The sequence below is a fragment of the Streptomyces sp. NPDC050619 genome, from assembly GCF_040654815.1.
GTDB lineage: Bacteria > Actinomycetota > Actinomycetes > Streptomycetales > Streptomycetaceae > Streptomyces.
Map to the genome: position 1 here is coordinate 88,926 of NZ_JBFAIR010000012.1, position 22,864 is coordinate 111,789.

Here is a 22,864-nt window from a genome sequence, read left to right on the forward strand (position 1 = left end):
CCTCCCATGGCGCGGGCCCACCTCAGCTGTGGTTTCAAGAGTCGTCACGGGCGCTTCGGCCGTCACCACCCAACCGAGTAGAGCCGCCGACGTTTCCTCGGTGAGAAGCTACTCATTCAGGTGGGTTTAAAGGCGAGCCCGGGAGTTGTTGATCCGAAACAGTAGGGTGCTGGGTCGTTGACCCCGACTGTCGTGAACGATGCCCCGTCGGCGGGTGAACTCCGCCTGCGACTTCGAGGCGTTGGCCGTCACCAGTGCTCAGCAAGATCGTCGCGATCGGCCTGTCCCAGGTGAGCGTCGACCAGATCGAACAGGCACGTCGGGTTGACCGTCCCTTCCCGACGCACCTCCGACGCACCTCCGACGCACCTCCGGCGCACCGGCCACGAGCACCTCGTCACCGCTTCTCCGAGCTGCGGTGATGTCCCACGAACCGGAGCCGGCGGCGGTCGACCGGCCCGGTTCGCGGCCCGGGATCGCGGTGCTGACCAGATCACACCGTCAGGGGCAGGCACTCGGCGAGCAGGTCGACGACATCGCGCCAGGCTCGCTGCGCGTGCCGTGGGTGGTGGCCGACGCCGGGGAGCACGGTCTGGTCGACCGGCGGGTGGTGGAAGGCGTGCAAGGCGCCGCCGTAGACCACGAGGCGCCAGTCGACACCCGCGGCCTGTATCTCGGCGGTGAACGCGTCCCGTTGCGCGGGCGGCATGATCGGGTCCTCCGACCCGACCCCGGCCCACACCGGGCAGCGAATGCGCGTCGCCTCGCCCGGTCGGCCCGTGGTCAGTGCGTTGACTGTCCCGATCGCGCGCAGGTCGACGCCGTCGCGCCCGAGTTCCAGCACGATTGCGCCCCCGGTGCCGTAGCCGACGGCGGCGATCCGCTCGGGATCGGTCCGCGGTTCGGCGCGCAACACGTCGAGCGCCGCGTGGCCGATGTCCCGCATCCGGTCGGGGTCGGCGAGCAGGGGGATCACGCGCGCCAGCATCTCCTCGGGGTCGGTGAACCAGCGCCCGCCTTTGATTACGAAGGCGAGCGCCACGTACCAGGGTTCGGCCAGGGCGTCGGCCCGGCGGCGCTGGAAGTCGTTCAGCCCCGGCCCCTCGGGCCCGACCAGGACCGCGGGCCGGCGGTCGACACCGGCCCCCTGGCGAACATGCCACTGTTGACCTCGGTACGGATCGAGGCGGTCATCGCGTCCAACTGGAGCAAAGCTGCTTCAGCTGCCCCATCTTCCTGGCTGAATTCAAGCGCCCATTATTTCCTTATGCAGCGATTCTTTGCGGACGCCGTTGGAGTGCAACCTCTCCTATGACCGTCACCATGCTGAACGCCGTCTATTTTCAAGCTACTTGGCTGCCTCGCCGTGTTCTCTGCTCTCAGCGAAGTGCTCCGCGACTCCCACCGGAGCGGAGGGAAGTGCGTGTTCGCTTCGCCATACGTGAGGGTGGGACTGAACGCTCCCGCTTCTCCGACTGGTTGGACACCGGCTGAACAGACGGAGTCCGGGCCTTAAGGGGCCACGCAAGGACAGAGGAGTGAAATCGCATGAGCAACCGGCAGTTACCTCTCGAAGCACAGCAGATGATGCCTTACGCCCGCGGCAATGCCGGTGATGCCGCCAGCGTGGATGCGGTCTACAACCGTCTTCTCGACGACCGCATCATCTTCCTCGGCAGGGAAGTCGACGACGACATCGCCAACCGCGTTACCGCGCAGATGCTGATGCTCGCCACGGACCCCACCCGTGACATTTACCTGTACATCCACTCACCGGGCGGTTCGATCACCGCCGGCATGGCGGTCTACGACACCATGCAATACATCAAGAACGATGTCGTGACCATTGCTATGGGGTTCTGTGCCTCCATGGGCCAGTTCCTGCTCACTGCCGGCGCTCAGGGCAAGCGCTTCGCGCTGCCGCACACCAAGATCCTGATGCACCAGCCCTCGGCCGGCCTCGGCGGCCCGGCCTCGGACGTCAAGATCTATCTGGACCAGCTGATCAGCACCAAGCGGGAGATGGCTGAGCTCATCGCGTACCACTCCGGCCAGGACACCGAGACGATCAACCGTGACTCTGACCGGGACCGCTGGTTCACCGCCCAGGAGGCCAAGGACTACGGCCTGATCGACGAGGTCATGACGTCGACGGCGGATCATCCGAACCAGGGCGCGAACGCCTAGTCCTCCTTCCCGACCGACCAGCACACCCATACACCTCGGGAGGACCACGCCCAGTGAGCACGTCCATGCCCGCCGCAGCATCGCCCCCCTTCGGATCCGGCAACTTGCGTCCGGAGAGCCGCTATGTCGTGCCACGCTTCGTGGAACGCACGTCGCAGGGCACCAGGGAGTACGACCCCTACGCGAAGCTCTTCGAGGAGCGCGTGATCTTCCTCGGTCAAGCGCTCGACGACGTCGTGGCGAACGACGTCATGGCCCAGCTGCTGTGCCTCGAGTCTCAGGACCCTGACCGGGACATATCTCTGTACATCAATTCGCCCGGCGGCGGCCTCGCTCCGCTCACCGCGGTCTACGACACCATGCAGTTCGTGCGGCCCGACATCCAGACGGTCTGCCTGGGGCAGGCCAGTTCGGTGGCCGCCGTGATCCTGGCGGCGGGCACCGCCGGCAAGCGCATGGCCCTGCCAGGCGCCCGGGTCCTCCTCCAGCAGCCGCACAGCCCCGGCGCCCAGGGCCAGATATCCGACCTGGAGATCCAGGGTCGTGAGGTGCAGCGCCAGCGGGACTTGATCGAAGGGTTCCTCGCCCAGCACAGCGGGCGGGACATCGCACAGATCCACGAGGACATCGAGCGAGACCACGTCCTCACCGCCGAACAGGCCCTGGAGTACGGGCTTGTCGACCAGGTGGTGGCCCCTCGTTCCACCGCGATGGTGAGTTGACGCTGCGACCTGAGGCCCCGGCCCAGCCGGCGGGGCCCGGAAGCATGCCGACGCCGAGATGAAAACCTCCTTCCGCAGCTGACCGTCAGGCTGCGGGAAGTCGATCCCGAAGCGAAGCGAAGCAGGCACGGGTGCCGGTGGTCATGGAGTTTTTCCACGCTCTGTGACCACGGGAAGCCCGTGCCTGCGACCGCGTTTGACGCATTACCGGTCATCGGCGTTCTGGCGTTCTGGCGTTCTGTCCGGGTCAGGAAAATGGTCCATTTACCGACCGTTTTATTCAAGGGAATGCTTTCGGTCACGTGGTCGAACGGGCCCGGTCGCCTTTGGGGTGCCGACGACCTTGAGCGAAGGGATCTGGCGGCCTTGAACGTAGGGATATGGAAGGGAGTACCGCATGATTCACGCCACCCAACGCAGGGGTGGCGACTTTAATGGACTTGTGTGACCCCCGAGGTTGATGTTTTCTCTTGAAAAGGGGGAGGTGCCACGATGCGCGAGACCATGGAGAGGCGACGCCGCTCATCTGATGCCAGCGTCGCCGGGCCGGGGGATGGGACCGGCCATCGAAGACGCCGCCGGGTCGGCCCAGCACATGACTGAGACCGCCGCCGCGTTGCGCGCCCAGGAAGACAACGCCGCCCGCGCGCCCGCTGAATGCTGAAACAAGGCGTACTCCATGGCGCGATCAATCGGCAGAACGGGACGATGCAGGACTTCGACTTCACCACGACTCGGCCGAAGGTGCGTACCTGAGGCCCGCGACACCGTGAAGGGGATCACCATGAAGGAACTGTCGGCGACCGCCTTGGTCGAGCTGTGGAAGCTGGTGTACACCAGCTTCCGGTTCCCGTTCCTGCACGCCGCATTACGCCTGAAGTTATTCACCCTGCTCAAGGAGCGGCCGGGCAGCACCCTCGACGAGATCACCGGCGAGTTGGGGCTGGAAGAACGCGCGGGACACGTACTGATGCTGGGGTGCTGCGCGTTCGATCTGGTGCGTAAGGAAGGCGACGGGTATCAAAACACCGCCGCGACCGATCTCGTGGCGGGCGATCCGGACGACTTCATGCCCGTGATCACCCGCTACACCCACGAGATGCTGTACCAGCCGATGGGCTGGCTCTACGAGTCGCTGGTGAAGAACGAGAACCTGGGGCTGGATCGCGAACTGCTCGCCGGATCGTCGGCGACCACGCTCTACGAGCTCCTCGCCGAGGACAAGAACCTCGAGCAGGTGTTCACCGCCATGATGGAGCACCAGAGCCGTTCGGTGGTCGAGGACATCGTCACCGCCGTGGACTTCTCCTCGTATCGCAAGGTGCTGGACGTCGGCGGGGGAACCGGAACCAACGCCATCAGCTTCGCTCAGCGATGGCCACAGCTCCAGGCCACCATCCTCGAACTGCCGAACGTGGCGGAGATGGCGAACGCCCGGATCGCCGAGGTCGGCCTGTCCGAGCGGGTCCACGCGGTCGGAACCGACATCTGGCAGGACGAGTTCCCCACGTCTCACGACTGCGTCGTGTACTCCCGCTTCCGATCCCGCAGAACGCGAACGTCACCGTGACCGAGATCGAGCTCGACCAACCGACCTTCATACGCCAGTACTTCACCGCGCTGGAATTCATTCAGTACATGACCCTTGATCTCGGAAGAGCGCGGGAGACCGAGTCACGCAACCTCATCTCCGAGGCGGCCGGAAACCCCTGGTACCACGGCAGCACGATCGCCGCGGAGAACTCTCACTGAGGCAGTCGCACAGCTCAGGCATCGAAGGCAACAGCTGAGGAGAATGGAGCGATCGTGAATCTCCGGGGGCGCAACTCTCTCACGGCCTATCAGCAGGACATCTGGGCAGCGAACTCCCTCTTCCCGGATCTCCCGCAGTTCAACTGCTTCATCACCGACCGGTTCACCGGCGAGGTTGACGTCGACCTGCTCAAGGAGTGTCTGCGCCGTGCGGCCGACCGCAACGACGCGTTCCGACTCCGGATCGACCCGGGGGACGGAACCCCGTGCCAGTGGACCGAGCACGAGGCGTTCGACATCCCGACGATCGACCTTTCCGGAACTCCCGCGCCGAGTGCGGCCTGTGAGATGTGGATCAAGGACGCGTTCGACGTCCCGTTCGAGGTGGAGCGCCGCCGGTTGTTCAAGATCGCGGTCCTCAAGGAGCGCGAGGACGTCGTCCACGCCTATGTCAAGGTGCATCACATCGTCGCCGACGCCTGGGGCCTGAACCTGTTCATGTCCCAGGTCCGCGCCGAATACGACCAGGTGCGGCGGACCGGGCAGTTCGACGGCCGGCCCGTGCCGTCGTACCTGGACTTCGCCGAGGACGAGCGCCGCTACCGGGGTTCGGACGATCACGAGCGGGACCGTGAGTTCTTCCAGGAGCAGTTCAGGGGCGTCACCCCGGCCTTCTTCCGCCGCGCCGCGCCGGCCGGCTCCCGGCCGAGTGCCCGCCACAGCTTCCTGATCGAGCGCGATCTCATCGAACGAATACGTGAACGCGGTCATTCGGTCTTCGCGTTCGTCGCCAGTGCCTTCTCCGTCTATCTCTCCCGGATCCACGGCAGCGACGAGGTAGTTCTGGGCGTGCCGCTGCTGAACCGGCCCACCGCCGGGCAGAAGCAGACCGTCGGCCATTTCGCCAACACCCTGCCGCTGCGGGTGACTCCCGCAGGAGACCGCACGATGAGCGAACTGGTCGCCGATGTGCAGGCCGCGACCCGGGCACTCAAACCCCACGAGCGATTCTCCCTGGGAGACCTGCTGCGCTCGGTACCACTCCAGGACAGCGGCCCCAAGCGGCTGTTCGACACCACCATCGCCTACCTGCGCTGGCCCGGCCCGCTCGACGTACAGGGCGTGGCGTACGAAACCGTCGTACAGGGCCGCGCCCACGACGACGACGTGCTGGCGGTCGTCGTCAACGAGCTGGACGACGTCAGCGATGTCCTGGTCGACATGGACTACGCCCTCGACGTCTTCGACGCGGACTTCCCCATCGAGTCGGTGGCCACCCACATCGAGGCGATCCTCAAGGGCACCCTCGCCCGGGCGGACCGCCCGCTGTCGCAGATCTCCATGGTCAGCGACGCCGAGCGCGCCGCGCTGATCGCGGCGGGCAGCGGCCCGGTGACCGACTACTCCCAGGACACCACGGTGCACGCGCTCTTCGAGCGGCAAGCGGCCAGGACGCCCGACCGGTTGGCCGTCGTCGCGGACGATCCCGCCCAGTCGCTCACCTTCGCGCAGCTGGACGCCTGGGCGAACTACGTCGCCCACCAGCTGCGCGGCGACGGCGTGCACGTCGGCGACCGAGTGGCCGTACTGGCCGAGCGCGGCCCGCAACTGGTCGCGGCCGTACTGGGGGTGCTCAAGGCAGGCGGCGCGTACGTACCGGTCGACCCGAGCCATCCCGCGCAGCGGGTCAGGTTCCTGGTGGCCGACAGCGGGGCGAAGTCCGTGCTGCTGGGCAGTACCGTGGCCGGTTCCCTGGTGGGGGACGCGGCACCCGTGCGGCACCTGGACGCCACCCCGAGCGCCGCGCCCGCACCCCCCGGACTCGCCGGTGGCCCGCGTGACCTCGCCTATGTCATCTACACCTCGGGGTCCACCGGGCGGCCCAAGGGTGTGCAGGTCGAGCACCGTTCCGTGGTGAACCGGCTGGAGTGGATGCAGCGCGGCTACCCCGTCGGCGGCGGGGACGTCCTGCTCCAGAAGACACCGACTACCTTCGACGTCTCGGTGTGGGAGCTGTTCTGGTGGGCGATCACCGGCGCCGGACTTGCGCTGCTCCCGCCCGGGGGCGAGCGGGATCCCGCGGCCATCCTCAAGACGGTCAAGGCGCACCGGGTGAGCGTGGCGCACTTCGTGCCCTCGATGCTCGGCCCCTTCCTCGACCTGCTCGAGGAGACTCCGGAGCTTGTGGACGACATCGCGTCCCTGCGCCAGGTGTTCTGCAGCGGTGAGGCGCTGACGCCCGCTCAAGTGAACCGGTTCAACCGGGCCTTCGCCGCGGCCGGCGCCGCGGCGCCACGACTGGTCAATCTCTACGGCCCGACCGAGGCCACGGTCGACGTCACGTACTACGACTGTCCGGGCAAGGCGGCCGAGGAGGTACGGCGGGTACCGATCGGGCGGCCGATCGACAACATCCGGCTCTACGTGGTCGGGGCACACGGCGACCTGCAACCCACCGGGGTGCCCGGTGAGCTGTGCGTCGCGGGCGTGGGCGTGGCACGCGGCTACCTGGACCGGCCCGCGCTGGACGCGGCGGCGTTCGTGGCCGACCCGTTCACACCCGGCGGGCGGATGTACCGGACCGGTGACCGGGCGCGATGGCTCGCGGACGGCACCCTCGAATGCCTGGGCCGCCTGGACGACCAGGTCAAGATCCGTGGAAACCGGGTGGAGCTCGGCGAGGTGCGCGACCGCCTGACGGCCTTCCCGGGCGTCCGGGACGCGATCGTCGTGGACCGCGACTCACCGGCTCGCGGCGTCCACCTGGTGGGCTACTACGTCGCGGATGAGGAAGTGCGGCTCACCGACCTCCGGGCCCGGCTCCTGGAGTTGTTGCCGGAGTTCATGATCCCGGCGTTCTTCGTGCGCATCGACCGGATCCCGCTCACCGCGAACGGCAAGGCCGACCGCCGAAGGCTGCCCGCTCCCGCAGTGGAGACGGACGCCAGGGCCGCGGCGCCGGCCAACGAGATCGAGGCGAAGATCGCGGCGGCCTGGTCGGTCGTCCTCGAAACCGACGAGATCGGCGTCGACCAGGACTACTACTCCCTGGGCGGGGATTCGATCCTGATGCTCCGCATCCAGGCCGAGGCCCGGCGTGCGGGCGTTCACTTCACCCTGGCCGACATGGTCCGCAATCCCACCGTGGCGGCGCTCGCCGCGACCGCGACCACCTCGTCGCACAACGGGCAGGACACCCCGCTGGAGCCGTTCGCGCTGGTGTCCGGAGTCGACCGCGCGCGGCTGACCGGCCTGGCGGACGCCTATCCGGCGACACGGCTGCACCTCGGACTGCTCTACCACAGTCGCGAACACGAGAAGACGGCCGTGTACCACGACGTCTTTTGCTACTCCCTCAAGACGGACTGGAACGAGGAAGCGCTGCGCCGCGCCTTCGACAGCCTGGTGCGGCGCCACCCGGTCCTGCGCTCCGCGTTCGACCTGGGCGGATACTCCGAACCCCTGCAACTCGTCCACCAGGAGGCCGACGGCGGACTGGAGATCGCGGATCTGCGCGACCTCGGCGAACAGGAGGCGCAGGCCGAGATCGCCCGGCACGTCGAGGAGCGGCGGTACCACGAGTACCGGCTGGACCGCCCGCCGCTCTACCTGTTCCGCGCGCACGTCCTGAACGCCTCCGTGGAGCTGGTGTTCAGCTTCCACCACGCGATCTTGGACGGCTGGAGCGTGGCCACCCTCGTCCGCGAACTGCTCCAGGACTTCCTCCACAACGCCGGGCAGCCCGTCGCCGCCGTCCCGTCCGGACAGCTGCCGTCGCCCGCCCTCTACGTACGCGAGGAACGGCGGGCCCTCGCCTCCGATCTCACCAGGCGCTACTGGCAACGGCTGCTCGCCGGCGCCGAACTGGTCCAGATCGACGGGTTCCGGCCGTACGAGCCCGCGGGCGACGAGGGACTCATCGTCCACCAGGTGGAACTGCCGGACGGTCTCGCCACCGAGCTGCGCCTCGTGGCGCGCGCCCACGACCTGCCGGTCAAGTCCCTGCTGCTCGCGGCGCACTGCCTCACCCTGCGGCTGTTCTCCGACACGCCGGACATCACCACCGGCCTGGTCACGGGCGGGCGGCCGGAGGAGGCCGGCGCCGAACGGATCACCGGACTTTTCCTGGAGACGCTGCCGCTGCGCCTCGACACCCAGCCCCGTACCTGGATGGACTCGGCGCGCGAGGTCTACCGACAGGAGCGGGACAGCCATCCCCACCGGCACTACCCGCTCAGCGCCATCCAGGAGGACCGCGGCGGGGACGTCATTTTCGAAACGGCCTTCAACTACGTCAACCCGCACGTCCTCACCTCGCTCTTCGAGAACACCGACATGGAGCTGAGCGACTTCAGGACCTGGGAGGAGACGAACTTCAAGCTCCTGGTCAACGCGGTGATCGACCCGGTGGACCAACGCCTGTGGCTGCGCATGGACTGTGACGGACGTACCTTCTCCCGGTCACAGGTGGAAAGCATCGGCCGGACGTATCTCGCCGTCCTGAAGCGGATGACCGAACATCCCGACGCCGACGCGGACTTCGCCTTCCTGTGCGATCCGGAGGCCATGGCGGCACTGCGGGCCGGCTCCGAGTCCGGCACCGGCGGCGACACGCCCAGGGACGTCATCCGGCGGATCGACGAGCACGTCGCGCGTACTCCGGACGCGGTGGCCGTCTCCTGCGGATCGCGGCAGTGGACGTACGCACAGCTCGACGAGGCCGCGAACCGGGTAGCCCGCGGACTGATCGGCGCCGGAGCCCGGCCCGGATCGACCGTCGGCATCGCCATGGACCGTTCGCCCGAAACGCTGGCCACCGTGCTGGGGGTCGGGAAGTCCGGCGCCACCTGCGTCCCGCTCGACGTCAGTTATCCGCCGGCCAGGCTCGCGGCGATGGTCGCCCAGGCCGACCCGTTGCGGATCATCACGCACGAGACGCACGCGCACCTCTTCGAGGACTCCTGTCGGCTGCTGCGCGTGGACGACCTGCTCGCCGCCGAGCCGGACCCCGGCGGCGCACCGCAACTGCCGGACATCACCGGCGAGACCGTCGCCTACCTGCTGTTCACTTCCGGGTCCAGCGGCGAACCCAAGGGCGTCGAACTCCCGCACCGCGTGCTCGCCAACTTGATGCGGTGGCAGATCCCCTCCGCCAGCGGCGCGGCGGGCGGCAAGACCCTTCAGTTCGCGCCGCTGAGCTTCGACGTGGCGTTCCAGGAGATCTACTCCACCCTGTGCGGCGGTGGCACCCTCCAGCTGATCGCCGAGGAGGAGCGGCGCGACATGCCGGCGCTGCTGCGTCTCCTGGACCGCGAGGAGGTGGAGCGGGCCTTCATGCCCTGTGTCGCACTCCAGCAGCTCGCGGAGACCTCCCAAGCGCTGGGCATCCGGCCCCGCGCGCTGCGGGTCGTGATCTCCTCCGGAGAGCAGCTGCGGATCACCGACGAGATCCGGCGGTTCTGCGCCGCGCTGCCGGGCACCGTGCTGGAGAACCAGTACGGACCGACCGAGACGCATCTGCTGACCCATCACACGATGACCGGCGACCCGGCCGGCTTCCCCGACCTGCCGCCCATCGGCAACCCGTTCGACGGGATCGAGATCCACCTGCTCGACGGGCTGATGCAGCCGGTGCCGCCCGGCGCGAAGGGGGAGGTCTACGTCGGCGGAGTGTGCCTGGCCCACGGCTACCGCAACCGGCCCGACCTCACCGAGCAGCGCTTCGTACCGCATCCCTCCGGCGAGCCGGGCGCCCGCCTCTACCGCACCGGAGACCTGGCCAGGGTCATGCCCGACGGAAACCTCGTGTGGCTCGGCCGCGCCGACTCCCAGGTGAAGGTGCGCGGCTACCGGGTCGAGCTCGCCGAGGTGGAGATCGCGATCGCCAAACTCGCCGAGGAGCAGCCCGGTATCCGCGAGGCCGCGGTGGTGGCCCGGCGCCGGGAAGGCGCCGACGCGTTCCTCGCGGCGTTCCTCGTCGGTGACGCGGCGGCCGTGGACCTGGACGAGGTGCGGACCCGCCTGCGCACGGTGTTGCCGGACTACATGATGCCCTCGCACCTGGAGTGGCTGCCGCGCCTGCCCCTGACGCCCAGCGGCAAGCGGGACGACGCACTGCTGCGCCGTATGCCACTCGCCGCCCCGGCGGCGGACGCCGCCCCGCCCGCTGACGAGTACGAGAAGGCACTGGTGGGCATCCTGGCGGAACTCCTGGAGCTGCCCTCGCTCGGCGTGCGGGACAACTTCTTCGACATCGGCGGTACCTCGCTGACCGCGATGCGGCTGGTGATGACGATCGAGCAGCGCTACGGCGTAAGCGTCCCGCTCTCCGCGTTCGTCGCGGCGCCGACCGTGTCCGGGCTCGCGGAGCGGCTGCGGGCCGGGGACTCGGCGGCGGAGTTCGACCCCGTCGTGCCGATCCGCACCCAGGGCGGCAAGCCACCGCTGTTCCTGGTCCACCCGCTCGGCGGCCACGTGCTGTGCTACGTACACCTCGCCCGCCACCTGCCGCACGACCAGCCCGTCTACGCGCTGCAAGCTGCCGGGACCGTCCCCGGCACGGAACCCCTCAGCTCCGTCCCCGAGCTGGCCGACAGCTATCTGCAGGCCATACGCCGGGCGTGCCCTGAAGGCCCGTACGTCATCGGCGGCTGGTCGTTCGGCGGCTTCATCGCCTTCGAGATGGCGCGTCAACTACGGCGCACCGATCCGGGTGCCCTCCAGGGCACCGTGCTGATCGATCCGATCGCCGTCAAGCAGGGAGAGCGGCCCGACGTCGCCGACCACTCGCTGCTGGAGTGGTTCTTCTGGGAGCTGCTGTGGATGGAGCGCGGCGGGACCGCGCCGGTGATCTCGCTGCCGGACGGGCTCGAGGACGAGGCGAAGTTCGACTTCATCGTCGAGCACGCCACACAGGCCGGCGTTCTGCCGGCGGGCAGTTCACGCACCACCGTGCGGCGCCTGTTCGGGATGTTCAAGGCGCACTGGCACGCGATCCTCTCCTACCAGCCCGAACCGGGCGACGAGGACCTGGTACTGCTCCGCGCCACCTCGGAACTGCCCGAGATCCTCCAGCCGATGCACGGCGCCGCACAGAGCCTGCACGAGGACCCCACCAACGGCTGGCAAGCCCTGGCCACCGGCCGGCTCCAGGTGGTGGACGTTCCCGGTGACCACCTGGTCCTCCTGGAGGAACCGCACGTGAACGTCGTCGCCCAGACAGTCACAGAAGTGATGGCCGACCGCTTCGGTCGGCGGCCGTCGGACAGGAGCGGGAAATGACGCAGCACTCCACACGCAAGGCCCTCATCATCGGGGCCGGGATCGGCGGGCTGGCCGCCGCGTCCGCGCTGCGCCGGGTCGGTGTCGAGGTCCAGATCTTCGAACGGGCTCCCGAACTGCGTCCGGGGACCACGGCGGTCTCCTTGATGGCCAACGCGATCCTGGCGTTGCGCACCCTGGACATCGACATCGCCCCGGGTCTGGTCAAGCGCGGTGAGATCTTCGACGAGCTGAAGTTCCTCACCAAGCGCGGCCGGCCGATCAGGGCGATTCCGTTCCGTGAACTCGCCGACCGGCTGGGCGCGTCGAACTACGCCGTCCACCGGGCCGATCTCCAGCAGACGCTGCTGGACGCGCTCGGAGACGATCAGGTCATCGAACTGAACGCCGCGGCCACGGGGTTCGCCTCCGGCGACGACGGAGTCGAGGTGACCTTCGAGGACGGGCGGAAGGCCTCGGGCGACATCCTGATCGGCGCGGACGGCTTCAACTCCGCGATCCGCCGGCAGATCGCGGACGCCGACGAGCCGCGGCCCGGCAACTACCTGTGCTGGCTGGCCACAGTGCCCTTCAGCCATCCGCGGATGACCAAGGGCTACGCCGCGCACTACTGGGGACGGGGCCAGCGCTTCGGCCTCGCCGACATCGGCCACGGCCGCGCGTACTGGTGGGGGACGAAGAACATCCCCGCCTGGGTCTCCGGGAGCCCGCGGCTCGGCAAGGAGAAGATCGCCGGCCTCTTCGCCGGCTGGGCCGACGAGGTACGGGAGGCGATCCGGGTCACCCCCGAGGAGACGATCGTCAGCATCACCGCCCAGGACCGCCCGTTCCTCGAGCGGTGGGGCACCGGACGCATGAGCCTGCTCGGGGACGCGGCGCACCCGATGCTGGTGAGCCTCGGCCAGGGCGCGGCGCTCGCCATCGAGGACGCCGTCATCCTCGCCGAGCACCTCAAGGAGGCGACGGACCTGTCCTCGGCTCTGCGCGGATACGAGGACCAGCGCCGGCCGCGGACCGAGGGACTGGTCGCCGCGGCCCGTGCGCTCAGCGAGACGGAGCAGCTGGAGGGACCGGTCTCCGCCCGGATGCGCGACCTCTACTTCCGGTTCGCGCCCATGTCCAAGTTCACCAGCCAGAACGAAGCGGTCCTCACCTGGCCACCGCTGGGATGACCACGCCCCGTGACCGTCGGCGGCCGACCCAGCGCGAGTACCCACGGACCCGCCGCGACGACGGACATTCCAGCCCACCGGACCGCCCGCGTCCCTCCCAGGAGCAAGCCATGGATCTGTCCAACCCCCTGTTCACCCTCGACCCGTACGGGACCGATGTCCACGCAGAGGCCTGGAGGATCCACGGTTCTTGATGAACAGCAGGAACTGGGGAGCCTTACAGCGCGGCGAGGTCCCCGAGGGCTGGCCCCTGATGAAGATCATCACAGGCCAGAACATGGGAACCGCCGACGGCGCCGAGCACCGGCGGCTGCGCGGGCTGGTCTCCCGGGCGTTCACCCCACGCCGGGTGGAGGCCCTGCGGCCGGGGATCCAGCAGATCGTCGACGACCTGCGAGCTGTTCGGCGTGCCCGACGAGCAGCGGGCGCCACTGCACGCCCTGTGCAACGCGGTCTTCGACACCACCTCCCAGCCGGAGGAGGTCGTCGCCACCGGGCAGGGTCTGTACCGCTTCATGGCCGAACTGGCCGAGAGCAAGGCCGCCGAGCCCGGCGACGACCTCACCTCCATGCTGGTCGAACACGGGACCGACGGCACCATCACGCTGGGCGAACTCGTCGACACCCTCATCCTGGTCCTGGCCGCCGGACACCAGACGACCGTCAACTTCTTCACCAACTCCCTGCTTGCCCTGATCACCCACCCCGAGCAGCTGGAGCTGGTGCGCGCCGGGGACGTCTCCTGGGAGACGGTGACCGAGTCGGCGCTGGCGTGGGAGTCCCCGGTCAGCCAAAGTCCGTTCCGCTACCCGACGCAGGACATCGAGATCGGGGGCACGGTCATCCGCGAGGGCGAGCCGGTGATGATGTCCTACGCGGCGCTCGGACGGGATCCGGCACACCATGGCCCGCTGGCCGCGTCGTTCGACGTCGTCCGTGACACCCGCCATCTGTCCTTCGGCCATGGACCGCACTTCTGCGTGGGCGCTCCGCTGGCCCGGCTGGAAGCACACATCGCGCTGCCGGCCTTCTTCGACCGCTTCGATGCCGAACTCGCCGTCCCGGCCAAGGAGGTGGAGCGGTTTCCCTCGCTGGCGCTCAACGGCATCCGCGCACTTCCCGCCGTGATCAGGCCGCGTGCGGGGGCGGTTGCCGGTGTCTGAGGGAACCGTCCGCTACGAGGAGTCGCCGGTTGACTTCCGGATCACGGCGCCGCAGAGGGACCGCAGGGTTCACCCGGCCGCCAGCCTGCGGATGGCTGCCTGTCTGTCACCGGCCCAGTCCCGGACCGTCCGGGCGGCGACTTCTACGAGCGGCACGAGTTCCCGTACGAGATCGTCCGCGAGATGGGCCGTATGGGCCTGTTCGGGCTGCCGTTCCCGGAGGAGTACGGCGGCATGGGCGGCGACTATCTGGCGCTCGGCATCGCCCTGGAGGAACTGGCCCGGGTGGACTCGTCGGTGGCGATCACCCTGGAGGCGGGCATCTCGCTCGGCGCCATGTTGCCGCCCAACTTGAAGGGGAGCGCTCGGGTGAGCTCCTCGGCGCGTTCGGCCTGACCGAGCCGGACGGCGGCAGCGACGCCGGTGCCACCCGGACCACGGCCCGTCTGGACCCCGACACGGACGAGTGGGTGATCAACGGCACCAAGTGCTTCATCACCAACTCGGGTACGGACATCACGGGGTTGGTGACCGTCACCGCCGTCACCGGCCGTAAGCCCGACGGCAGGCCGCGGATCTCGGCGATCATCGTCCCGTCCAGCACCCCGGGCTTCACCGCGGCGGCCCCCTACTCGAAGGTCGGCTGGAACGCCTCGGACACCCGCGAGCTGTCCTTCGCAGATGTCCGCGTCCCCGCGAGGGCCGGGGCTACGCGCAGTTCCCGCGCATCCTGGACGAGGGGCGGATCGCCATCGCGGGGCTCACGACCGGTCTCGCGCAGGGCTGCGTGGACGAGTCGGTGAAGTACGCGCAGGAACGTCACGCCTTCGGCCGGCCCATCGGCGCCAACCAGGCCATCCAGTTCAAGATCGCCGACATGGAGATGAGGGCCCACACCGCTCGCCTGGCCTGGCGGGACGCGGCCTCCCGTCTGGTGTCCGGCGAACCGTTCAAGAAGGAGGCGGCCCTGGCCCGATCGCCGTGGACAACGCCCGTGACACCACCCAGATCCACGGCGGCTACGGCTTCATGAACGAGTACCCGGTGGCCCGTATGTGGCGCGACTCCAAGATCCTGGAGATCGGCGAGGGCACCAGTGAGGTGCAGCGGATGCTGATCGCACGGGAGTTGGGGCTGGTGAGCTGAGTCCCGCCGCTCGCACGATGACGGCCCGTTGTCCGAACCTCGGCCCGGACAGCCAGACATGACGGAATACGCCGTTGTCTCCCTGGCAGGGACACAGCAAGCTGACGCTCATGGGGAGCCTGGGGGAGTTGCCACCGTACGAAGACGTGTCGCCGCACGAGGTCCGGGACGCCGCCGGCTTCATCGCGTCGATGCAGCGGCTCAAGGAGCGCTCAGGGCTGACGTATCGCGAGCTCGAGGAGCGAGCCGCCCGCAGTGGTGACGTCCTGGCGCGCAGCACGCTCGCCGACGTACTGCGCCGGACGAGCCTGCCCCGCCCCGAGGTTCTGGCCGCGTTCGTCCGGGCCTGCGGGGACGGCGAGCGGGTCGACGTCTGGCTGGCCACCAGAGACCGGCTCGCCGCCGCCGCACGCACGACTGCGGCGCCCGTCCCGGCGCGCGACGTCGACACCGATGCTCAACCGCGGACTGAAGCGGCTACGATCGCGCCGCCCCGCCGACCCAGAGCCGCCACAGTCGCCGGCGCGACCACGCTGGTGGTCCCGATGCTGGCCCTGGTCGGCTGGGGGCTGCTCTCCGCCGACTCCGCCGAGCCGACGACACCGGCTTCTCCCGCCGACGGATGGGTCACCATCCGCCCCGCCCGCACACCCGATCTCTGCCTGACCGACGGACGCACCCGCGACGGCTCCTACGACAGCGCCGTAGCCGTCCAACTCCCCTGTGCCGAGGCCCCCGTACCGCGCACCTACCTCGAACCGGTGGGCGAAGGGCTCTACCGCATCCAGTGGCACCATCCGGAGATGGGAAAGGGATGCCTGACGGTCATGGGCGCGGACCAGATCAAGGGCATGCTCGAACCCCGCCAGAATTGCGCGCAGGGCACCCTCTTCCGCCTGGAACCCACTGCCGGGACCTTCCGGCTGCGCCCGGCCACCAGCAGCGGGTGCATCGGCATCGCAGGCGACGACACCACCACGGGCGCCGAGGCGATCGAGGAACGCTGCTCGGGCGCGGCAGATCAGCGCTTCCTCGTCCGGGCGGGCTGACGGCCCCGTGCGGCCGATCGGGTTCCGTCCAGCGTCCAGGCACGCCGCACTGCTCCGGACCGCTCAGCGGTTCAGGCAGATCGGCGGACGCCCCACAGTCTTGTGGGTGTGCTTGGGTGCGGGCAGGCGTCAGCCGGCCAGCCTGTTCATCTTGCGGATCTGCTTGTCGAAGGTCCGGGCGGGAGCGACGCGGCGCAGTGTGCTCGCGCGTCCGGCCATGGGGCCGGCGGTGTGGCGCACCTTCGGTTTGGCGTCGGTCGCTGCCGCGACGATCACCTTGGCGACGACGGCGGGGGCGTCGCCGTCCCTGATCGCCTCCGCCATCACGCGGTCGACGGTGCGCCGCTGCTTGTCGTAGACCTCGAGGGGCATGTCGGGCTGCGCGCTGCTGCGGTACTCGCGGTTGAACCGGGTGGCGCTCACGTATCCGACCGCCTGAGCGATCTGGGCAGCGGTGGCGTGGCCGCCGAGCAGGCGCCGTCGTGCCTCCTGCAGCCGCAGGTGCTTCTGGTACTTGAGGGGGCTCATGCCGGTGGCCGCTTTGAAGTGCCGGTGCAGGCTGGCGGGGCTCATGTGCGCCGCGGCGTCGATCGCGTCGATGCTGAGCGGCTCGGTGCAGTGCGCGCAGATCCATCGGGCCACTTCGCGTACCTGAGTCGTAGCCGAGTCCGCCAGCGACGCCGACCGCATTCGCGTTCTCAAGGAACATGAAAGCGGTGCCCACACGCCTGGCTTTGTACGCGGGAGCTGACATCACTTGTCGCTCGGAGCGGAGAGCGCCCGGTTTCGCCAGGGAGGAACCGGTGTCGCGAGCGGCGTCATGCCGTCGCGACCACCGGTCGTGTTCAGGGCGTATGTCGAGTCTCAGCCACGCCAGTGCACTTTGAAGACCCACGCATGCTGCCCCGCCTTGCGTGCGGCTTCGGGGACGTCGATCACCAGCGCCCCGTTGCCGAGAGTCCATGTCAGGGGCCGGCCGTGGCCGAGCATCGTCACCTTGTCGCCGCTGCGGATCGGGATCGGTGCTTCGACGGTGAGCTTGGTGCCCGGCTCGGCCAGGGAGTGGATGTAGAAGGCCTCGTCCGGGCGGATGGTGAACCGCAGGTCCTCGCCCAGTTCGGCCATCCGGGACCAGTACGTGGTGTCGTAGATCGCCTCTCCGTTGGTGCGCAGCCAGCGGCCTGTCTCGCGCAGCCGGGTCTGCATGATCTCAGGGATGGTGCCGTCGGCACGTGGGCCGATGTCGAGGAGGAAGTTGCCGTTCTTGGAGACGATGTCGACGAGGCTGTGTACCACCTCTTCGGTCGTCATGTAAGCGTCGTCCGGTGTCGCCTGGTTGTAGCCGTAGCTGAAGGGGTCCAGGCCGCGGCTGGACTCCCACTTGGCGACGACCGTGTTGTCGTACGTCGTGTACTCGGGCGTGGTGAAGTCGTGGAAAGCGATGCCCGCACGGTCGTTGACGGTGACCTCGATGGGCCGGGGGCGGTTCTTGGCGTGGTTGAGGTATTCGGCGAGGACGTTCAGGCTGTCGTTGGCGCCGCCGATGTCACACCAGATGAGCTCCGGGTCGTAGCCGTGGATCAGCTCCAGCATCTGCGGGGCCTGGTAGTCCTTCACGAAGTCCTTGCCCGCGGTGTAACCCGTGTACGGCTCCGGCTCCTGGGTGTATGGGTTGCGTGGGGCGTGGCCCATCCAGGGATTGTCCGGGTTGAACCACTCGGGCATGGAGAAGTAGAGCCCGCGGTGGAGTTCGGGCGTGTAGCGGCGGGACGCGTCGAAGAGTTCCTTGATGAGGTCCCGTTTCGGGCCCATTTTCACTGAATTGCGGTCGGAGACCTTCGTGTCCCACAGGGCGAAGCCTTCGTGATGCTTCGAGGTCAGCACGTGGTACTCCGCGCCCGCGTCCCGGAACAGTTCGACCCAGGCGCGAGGATCGAACTTCTCCGCCGTGAACATCGGGATGAAGTCGTCGTAGGCGAAGTTCTCGCCGTACTTCTCGCGGTGGTACCCGTAGACGGCGTTCGCGGGGTCCTGCATGTGGTTCCAGTACCACTCGGCGTACTGCTTGCCGACCGGCGACCAGGCCGGCACCGAGTAGACACCCCAGTGGATGAAGATGCCGAACTTGGCGCCGTGGAACCAGTACGGCGCCTGGTGGCCGGAGAGAGAGGCCGCAGTGGGCTGGTAGTCGGCGACTCCGAGGGTCAACCGGCTTTTCTGCGCGGCGGCTTGAGATCCTCGCCCGGTGACGGTCACCGAGCCGTCCCGGGCCGTGCCGGGGGCGGTGCCCGCACGGTTGCGGATGCCCACGCGGACGCGGGCCTGCTCGCCGGGGTCCAGACGGCGGACACGACCGGCCTCGACCGTGCGGGCTCCCGGAACCTCGACGCGCACCGACACGCCGTCCGCGGCCAGGACGGCGACCGTCCCCGCGTTGACGACGGTGGCTTCGACGCTCTGGGCGCCGGACGACTCAAGGAGCGAGTTGGTGGACCGGGCCCCGCGCAGAGCCAGCGCGCGCCCCTGAGCGGCAGGTTGCAGGGACAGCGCGAACACGTGGAGCGAGGTCTTGTTCGCCTCCGCCGGGTTGATCACCGGAAGCGTGATCGCTACGGCGTCGCGCCGTGGATCGAGCCACAGCTCGGACGTGCCGATCCCCACACGGTGTTCGTCCCTGGTGCCGTCCGGTCCGTAGCGGTACGGCACCGACAGAGATCCGCCCGCGGAGTACCAGTCGGAGCCGCCGAGGGTGGCGGTCGTGGTCGAGCCGTCCGTGTAGTGGACCGTAGCTGTGCCGGAGGCGTTGCCATAGCTGCCCGCGGTGAGAAAGACGGCCGAGAGGTAGCGGCCTTTGGGCAGTTCGGCGCGCTGGCCGAGTGCGACGACATTGTTCTTCGCGCCGTCAGCGGAGGCCGGGAAGACGAAGGGCACGCCGTCGACTTCGACACGGCCCGTCGGAAGTTCCTCCCCCGGGAACGTGTAGCCCGAGCCGTCGAAGTCGCCGCCCCGTGCGGAGGCGGTGTCGATGCCGTCGTTGTCGTAGAGGGTGTCGAGCGGGACAGGGACGGGGTCGGGGACGGGAGCCCACGGCCCGGCGTGCTCCGGGAGTGGTTCGGCGGCGTGTGCGGCGGTGGCCGAGGTGAGGGGAAGGGCTGCCGTGGCGGCGACTCCGGCCGCAGCGCCCAGGACCTGACGTCTCGGATACGTACCCATGAGCGGCTCCAATTCATCGGAGGTCTGATGATTGAGGGGACTCGCTGCGGTGTCAACAGGACGGGCAGGGAGGGCAATTAGAGAGATAGGTAGGACGACACAGTGGATGGCTCGGGCGCATGTACCGATCGAATATGCCGCTTCCTGCTTGCTGGAAGCAGCGTCCTACTCCGCGCCCGCGGTCTTCACGGCGGCTGACTCCGCCGGGGCGGGGACCTCTGTCGGGGGTCTACGGGGGATGAGGCTCGCGAAGGTGAAGGAGAGGACACCGGAGCCGACGCCCAGGGCCAGGACGGCACGCAGGCCGTTCTGGGTCGGGAAGTGCACGCCGTGGAAGTCGGTGGTCATGTGCGCCAGGATCAGGCCGGCGACGGCGCTGGAGACGGTCGTGCCGATGGAACGCATAAGGGCGTTGAGGCCGTTGGCGGCGGCGGTCTCGGACACCGGCACGGCTTCCATGATCAGCGCGGGCAGCGCGCCGTAGGCGAAGCCCACTCCTGTCGCCACGATGCAGGAGGCCACGATGGCCTGCCAGAGCCCGGACATCATCACCATGGTGAGCAGGTAGCCCGCCCCCACGATCACGGACCCGATCATGAGCGTCACCCTCGGCCCCTTGGTCTTGGTGATGCGCGCTCCGTACGGGGAGACCGCCATCATCGTCAGACCCTGCGGAGCCATGACCAGGCCGGTGACGACCAGGGACTTGCCCAGACCGTAGCCGGTGGCCTCAGGCATCGTGAGCAGCTGCGGCAACACCAGATTCATCGCGAACAGGGCGAGGCCCAGCGCCAGCCCGGCGAGGTGGGTGAGCAGTACCTGCGGTTGTGCGGTGGTGCGCAGGTCCACCATGGGCTGCGGGGCGCGCAGTTCGAACCAGCCCCACAGCACCAGCACGATCACGGCCACGGCGAACAGGGAGAGGACCGTACCGCTTCCCCATCCCCAGTCGGCGCCCTTGGAGACCGCGAGGAGCAGGCAGACCAGGCCCACCGCCATGCCGACCGCACCCATCAGATCGAAGCGCCCGCCCGTACGCACCTTCGACTCGGGCACCAGCAGCAACACGAGCCCGGCGGCGACCGCGCCGAGGGCCGCGGCCGCCCAGAACAGCACGTGCCAGTCGAAGTTGTCGGCGATGACCGCGGCGGCGGGCAGGCCCAGGGCGGCGCCGACGCCGAGGGAGCCGAGCATCGCCGCCGTCGCCGCGGGCACTTTCTCGGCGGGCAGTACGTCGCGCATGATGCTCACGCCCAGCGGCACCACGCCCGCCGCCAGTCCCTGCAACGCCCGGCCGACGAGCAGGGGAGCGAGGGAGTCGCTCAGCGCGCAGATCACCGAGCCCAGCACGAGCAGGCAGATGCCGATCAGGAGCATGCGCCGCTTGCCGTACATGTCGCCGAGCCGGCCCGTCACGGGGGTGGAGACCGCGCCGCACAGCAGCGTGGCCGTGACGGCCCAGGCGGTGTCCGAGGCCTGGGCGTCCAGTAGTCGGGGCAGGAGGGGGACGATCGGGATCACCAGGGTCTGCGTCATCGCGCCGGCGATCCCGGTGAAGGCGAGTGTCGCCACCACGACGCCCAGACGCAATGACGGGAAATTCTGCGCCTGGGCGGTCGGCGGGTGTGCTCCGGACATGGGTGAGCCTTCCCTGTGGGGGGTGCGGGGTGAGAGCGGCCGCAACGGAACGGGCTGACGTCGGTGCGGACAGGGAGCAGGTGGGGGTTGCTCTTTCGGGCGGTGGGCCCGTGTGCGCCGGTCTAAAGCGCGTTGGAGGCCAGTGCGTCGTGCCAGGGAGTGCCGGTAGCGATGGCCTGACGCCACGGGCGGATGGCCTTGGGTGGCATGCCGACGGCCAGGACTCCGGTCAGCGTCTCGCCGGTGCGGTATGCGGCCACGAACCTGCGCTCGCTCAAGTCGCCTTCCACGACGGCCACTTCGTCGTGGCCGCGCAGATATCCGTACGCCTGGATCCTCATGTCGTACTGGTCGGACCAGAAGTAGGGCACCGGCGCGAACGGCTTGCCGGTCTCAGGGTGGAGCAGGTTACGGGCCGCGGCCATGCCCTGCTCGGCCGCGTTGGTACGGTGCTCGATCCGCATCGGTGTCCCGAACAGCGGGTTGTGCCAGCGGGCGACGTCCCCGGCCGTGTACACCTTCGGCGCGGCACGGCAGTACTCGTCGCAGAGCACGCCGTCGGCCACCGGCAGACCGCTGCCGCCCAGCCACTCGGTGTTGGGAAGCGATCCGACGGCCACCAACACCTCGTCGGCCTCGACCAGTTCGCCGTCCGCCAGACGTACGCCGCGCCCGGTCACTTCGGTCACGGTGACCCCGGTGCGCAGGTGCACGCCATGGTCGCGGTGGGCCTGCGAGAGGATCTGTCCGACCTCCGTGCCGACCGCGTGGGCCAGTGGCACCGGGGCGGGTTCGAGCAGGACGACCTCCACACCGAGCCGCCATGCCACGGCGGCGGCCTCGGCGCCGAGGAAGCCGGCGCCGACCACCACCAGGCGGCTGCCCGGCTTCAGCCTCTCCCGCAGGGCGAGCGCGTCGTCGAGCGTGCGCAGCACGTGGGCGTCACGATCACCGGGAAGGCGCCGTGGCCGTACACCGGTCGCGATGACCAGCCGGTCGTACGGCACCGTCGAGCCGTCCGCCAGCCGCACCAGACGCGCGGCGGGGTCGAGGCCGGCCGCGGCGACGCCGAGCCGCAGGTCGAGGCCGAGGGCGGCAAGGTCCTGCGGAGTCCGCAGGACCGTCCTGTCGGCGTCCCACTGACCGGACAGGACCTGTTTGGACAGCGGCGGCCGGTCGTAGGGCGGGTGGAGTTCGTCGCCGACCAGGGTCAACGTGCCGTCGTAGCCCTCCCGGCGCAGTGTCTCGGCCGCCGCCAGACCGGCGGCCGAGAAACCGACGACCACGATCCGTTTCACAGCTCGGCCAGGCGGATCGCCGCGGCCGGGCAGACGGCTACGGCCTCCCGTACGCCGTCGAGGAGTTCGGCGGCGGGGTGCTCCTCCAGCACCACGGCGACGCCGTCCTCGTCCCGTTGGTCGAACACGTCGGGGGCGGCCATCACACACTGTCCGGCCGCGACGCATTTCGGTTCGTCCAGCTCCACACGCATGGTCTCTCGTCCTCGGTTCTTCGGGGGTGGGGCTTCAGGTAGGGGGTTT

12 protein-coding genes and 3 pseudogenes are annotated in these 22,864 nt (G+C 69.0%); 9 read left to right on the top strand and 6 right to left on the bottom strand.

Annotated elements, in window-relative coordinates:
- Nucleotides 1-493: 493 nt before the first annotated feature.
- A pseudogene (locus AB0I77_RS20905) lies at nt 494-1,144 on the bottom strand (dienelactone hydrolase family protein); the annotation flags it as partial.
- A 443-nt stretch (nt 1,145-1,587) separates the two neighbouring features.
- On the opposite strand from AB0I77_RS20905, the gene AB0I77_RS20910 reads away from it, so the two are divergent.
- The 9 genes and pseudogenes from AB0I77_RS20910 to AB0I77_RS20950 all read left to right on the top strand — a co-directional run bounded on the left by AB0I77_RS20910 (nt 1,588) and on the right by AB0I77_RS20950 (nt 16,472).
- Nucleotides 1,588-2,187, top strand: coding sequence for an ATP-dependent Clp protease proteolytic subunit (locus AB0I77_RS20910; RefSeq protein WP_363284277.1), 600 nt, complete (start codon nt 1,588-1,590; stop codon nt 2,185-2,187).
- Nucleotides 2,188-2,252: 65 nt separating this feature from the next.
- Nucleotides 2,253-2,909 carry an ATP-dependent Clp protease proteolytic subunit gene (locus AB0I77_RS20915; protein WP_363284121.1) on the top strand — a complete coding sequence of 219 codons (657 nt, stop codon included), beginning with the start codon at nt 2,253-2,255 and terminating at the stop codon, nt 2,907-2,909.
- A 784-nt stretch (nt 2,910-3,693) separates the two neighbouring features.
- Complete coding sequence (locus AB0I77_RS20920; RefSeq protein WP_363284122.1) at nt 3,694-4,479, top strand: methyltransferase; 786 nt, start codon at nt 3,694-3,696, stop codon at nt 4,477-4,479.
- Complete coding sequence (locus AB0I77_RS20925) at nt 4,476-4,661, top strand: hypothetical protein (protein ID WP_363284123.1); 186 nt, start codon at nt 4,476-4,478, stop codon at nt 4,659-4,661. Before AB0I77_RS20920 ends, AB0I77_RS20925 begins: the two co-directional genes overlap by 4 nt.
- Nucleotides 4,662-4,715: 54 nt before the next feature.
- The gene (locus AB0I77_RS20930; protein WP_363284124.1) at nt 4,716-11,942 is read left to right on the top strand and encodes an amino acid adenylation domain-containing protein; all 7,227 of its coding nucleotides are present in this window, start codon (nt 4,716-4,718) and stop codon (nt 11,940-11,942) included.
- Nucleotides 11,939-13,114, top strand: a complete 1,176-nt coding sequence (locus AB0I77_RS20935) for an FAD-dependent monooxygenase (RefSeq protein WP_363284125.1) — start codon at nt 11,939-11,941, stop codon at nt 13,112-13,114. The genes AB0I77_RS20930 and AB0I77_RS20935 overlap by 4 nt, the downstream gene beginning before the upstream one ends.
- Before the next feature lie 407 nt (nt 13,115-13,521).
- On the top strand, nt 13,522-14,277 hold the full coding sequence (locus AB0I77_RS20940) for a cytochrome P450 (RefSeq protein ID WP_363284126.1): 756 nt from the start codon (nt 13,522-13,524) through the stop codon (nt 14,275-14,277).
- Nucleotides 14,278-14,412: 135 nt separating this feature from the next.
- Nucleotides 14,413-15,423, top strand: a pseudogene (locus AB0I77_RS20945) (acyl-CoA dehydrogenase family protein); the annotation flags it as partial.
- 110 nt (nt 15,424-15,533) lie between these two features.
- A complete protein-coding gene (locus tag AB0I77_RS20950) occupies nt 15,534-16,472 on the top strand; it encodes an XRE family transcriptional regulator (RefSeq protein WP_363284127.1) in 939 nt (312 codons plus the stop codon).
- A 129-nt stretch (nt 16,473-16,601) separates the two neighbouring features.
- Here AB0I77_RS20950 and AB0I77_RS20955 read toward each other — a convergent pair.
- From AB0I77_RS20955 to AB0I77_RS20975, 5 genes and pseudogenes are all read right to left on the bottom strand, one after another.
- Nucleotides 16,602-17,162: pseudogene (locus AB0I77_RS20955) on the bottom strand (helix-turn-helix domain-containing protein); the annotation flags it as partial.
- Nucleotides 17,163-17,336: 174 nt separating this feature from the next.
- Nucleotides 17,337-19,685: an alpha-L-fucosidase gene (locus tag AB0I77_RS20960; RefSeq protein WP_363284128.1), complete on the bottom strand. Its 2,349-nt coding sequence runs from the start codon at nt 19,683-19,685 to the stop codon at nt 17,337-17,339.
- 165 nt (nt 19,686-19,850) lie between these two features.
- Nucleotides 19,851-21,323 carry an MFS transporter gene (locus AB0I77_RS20965; RefSeq protein ID WP_363284129.1) on the bottom strand — a complete coding sequence of 491 codons (1,473 nt, stop codon included), beginning with the start codon at nt 21,321-21,323 and terminating at the stop codon, nt 19,851-19,853.
- A gap of 122 nt (nt 21,324-21,445) precedes the next feature.
- A complete protein-coding gene (locus AB0I77_RS20970) occupies nt 21,446-22,621 on the bottom strand; it encodes an FAD-dependent oxidoreductase (RefSeq protein ID WP_363284131.1) in 1,176 nt (391 codons plus the stop codon).
- Nucleotides 22,618-22,815 carry a ferredoxin gene (locus tag AB0I77_RS20975; protein WP_363284132.1) on the bottom strand — a complete coding sequence of 66 codons (198 nt, stop codon included), beginning with the start codon at nt 22,813-22,815 and terminating at the stop codon, nt 22,618-22,620. The genes AB0I77_RS20970 and AB0I77_RS20975 overlap by 4 nt, the downstream gene beginning before the upstream one ends.
- Between the last annotated feature and the right edge of the window lie 49 nt (nt 22,816-22,864).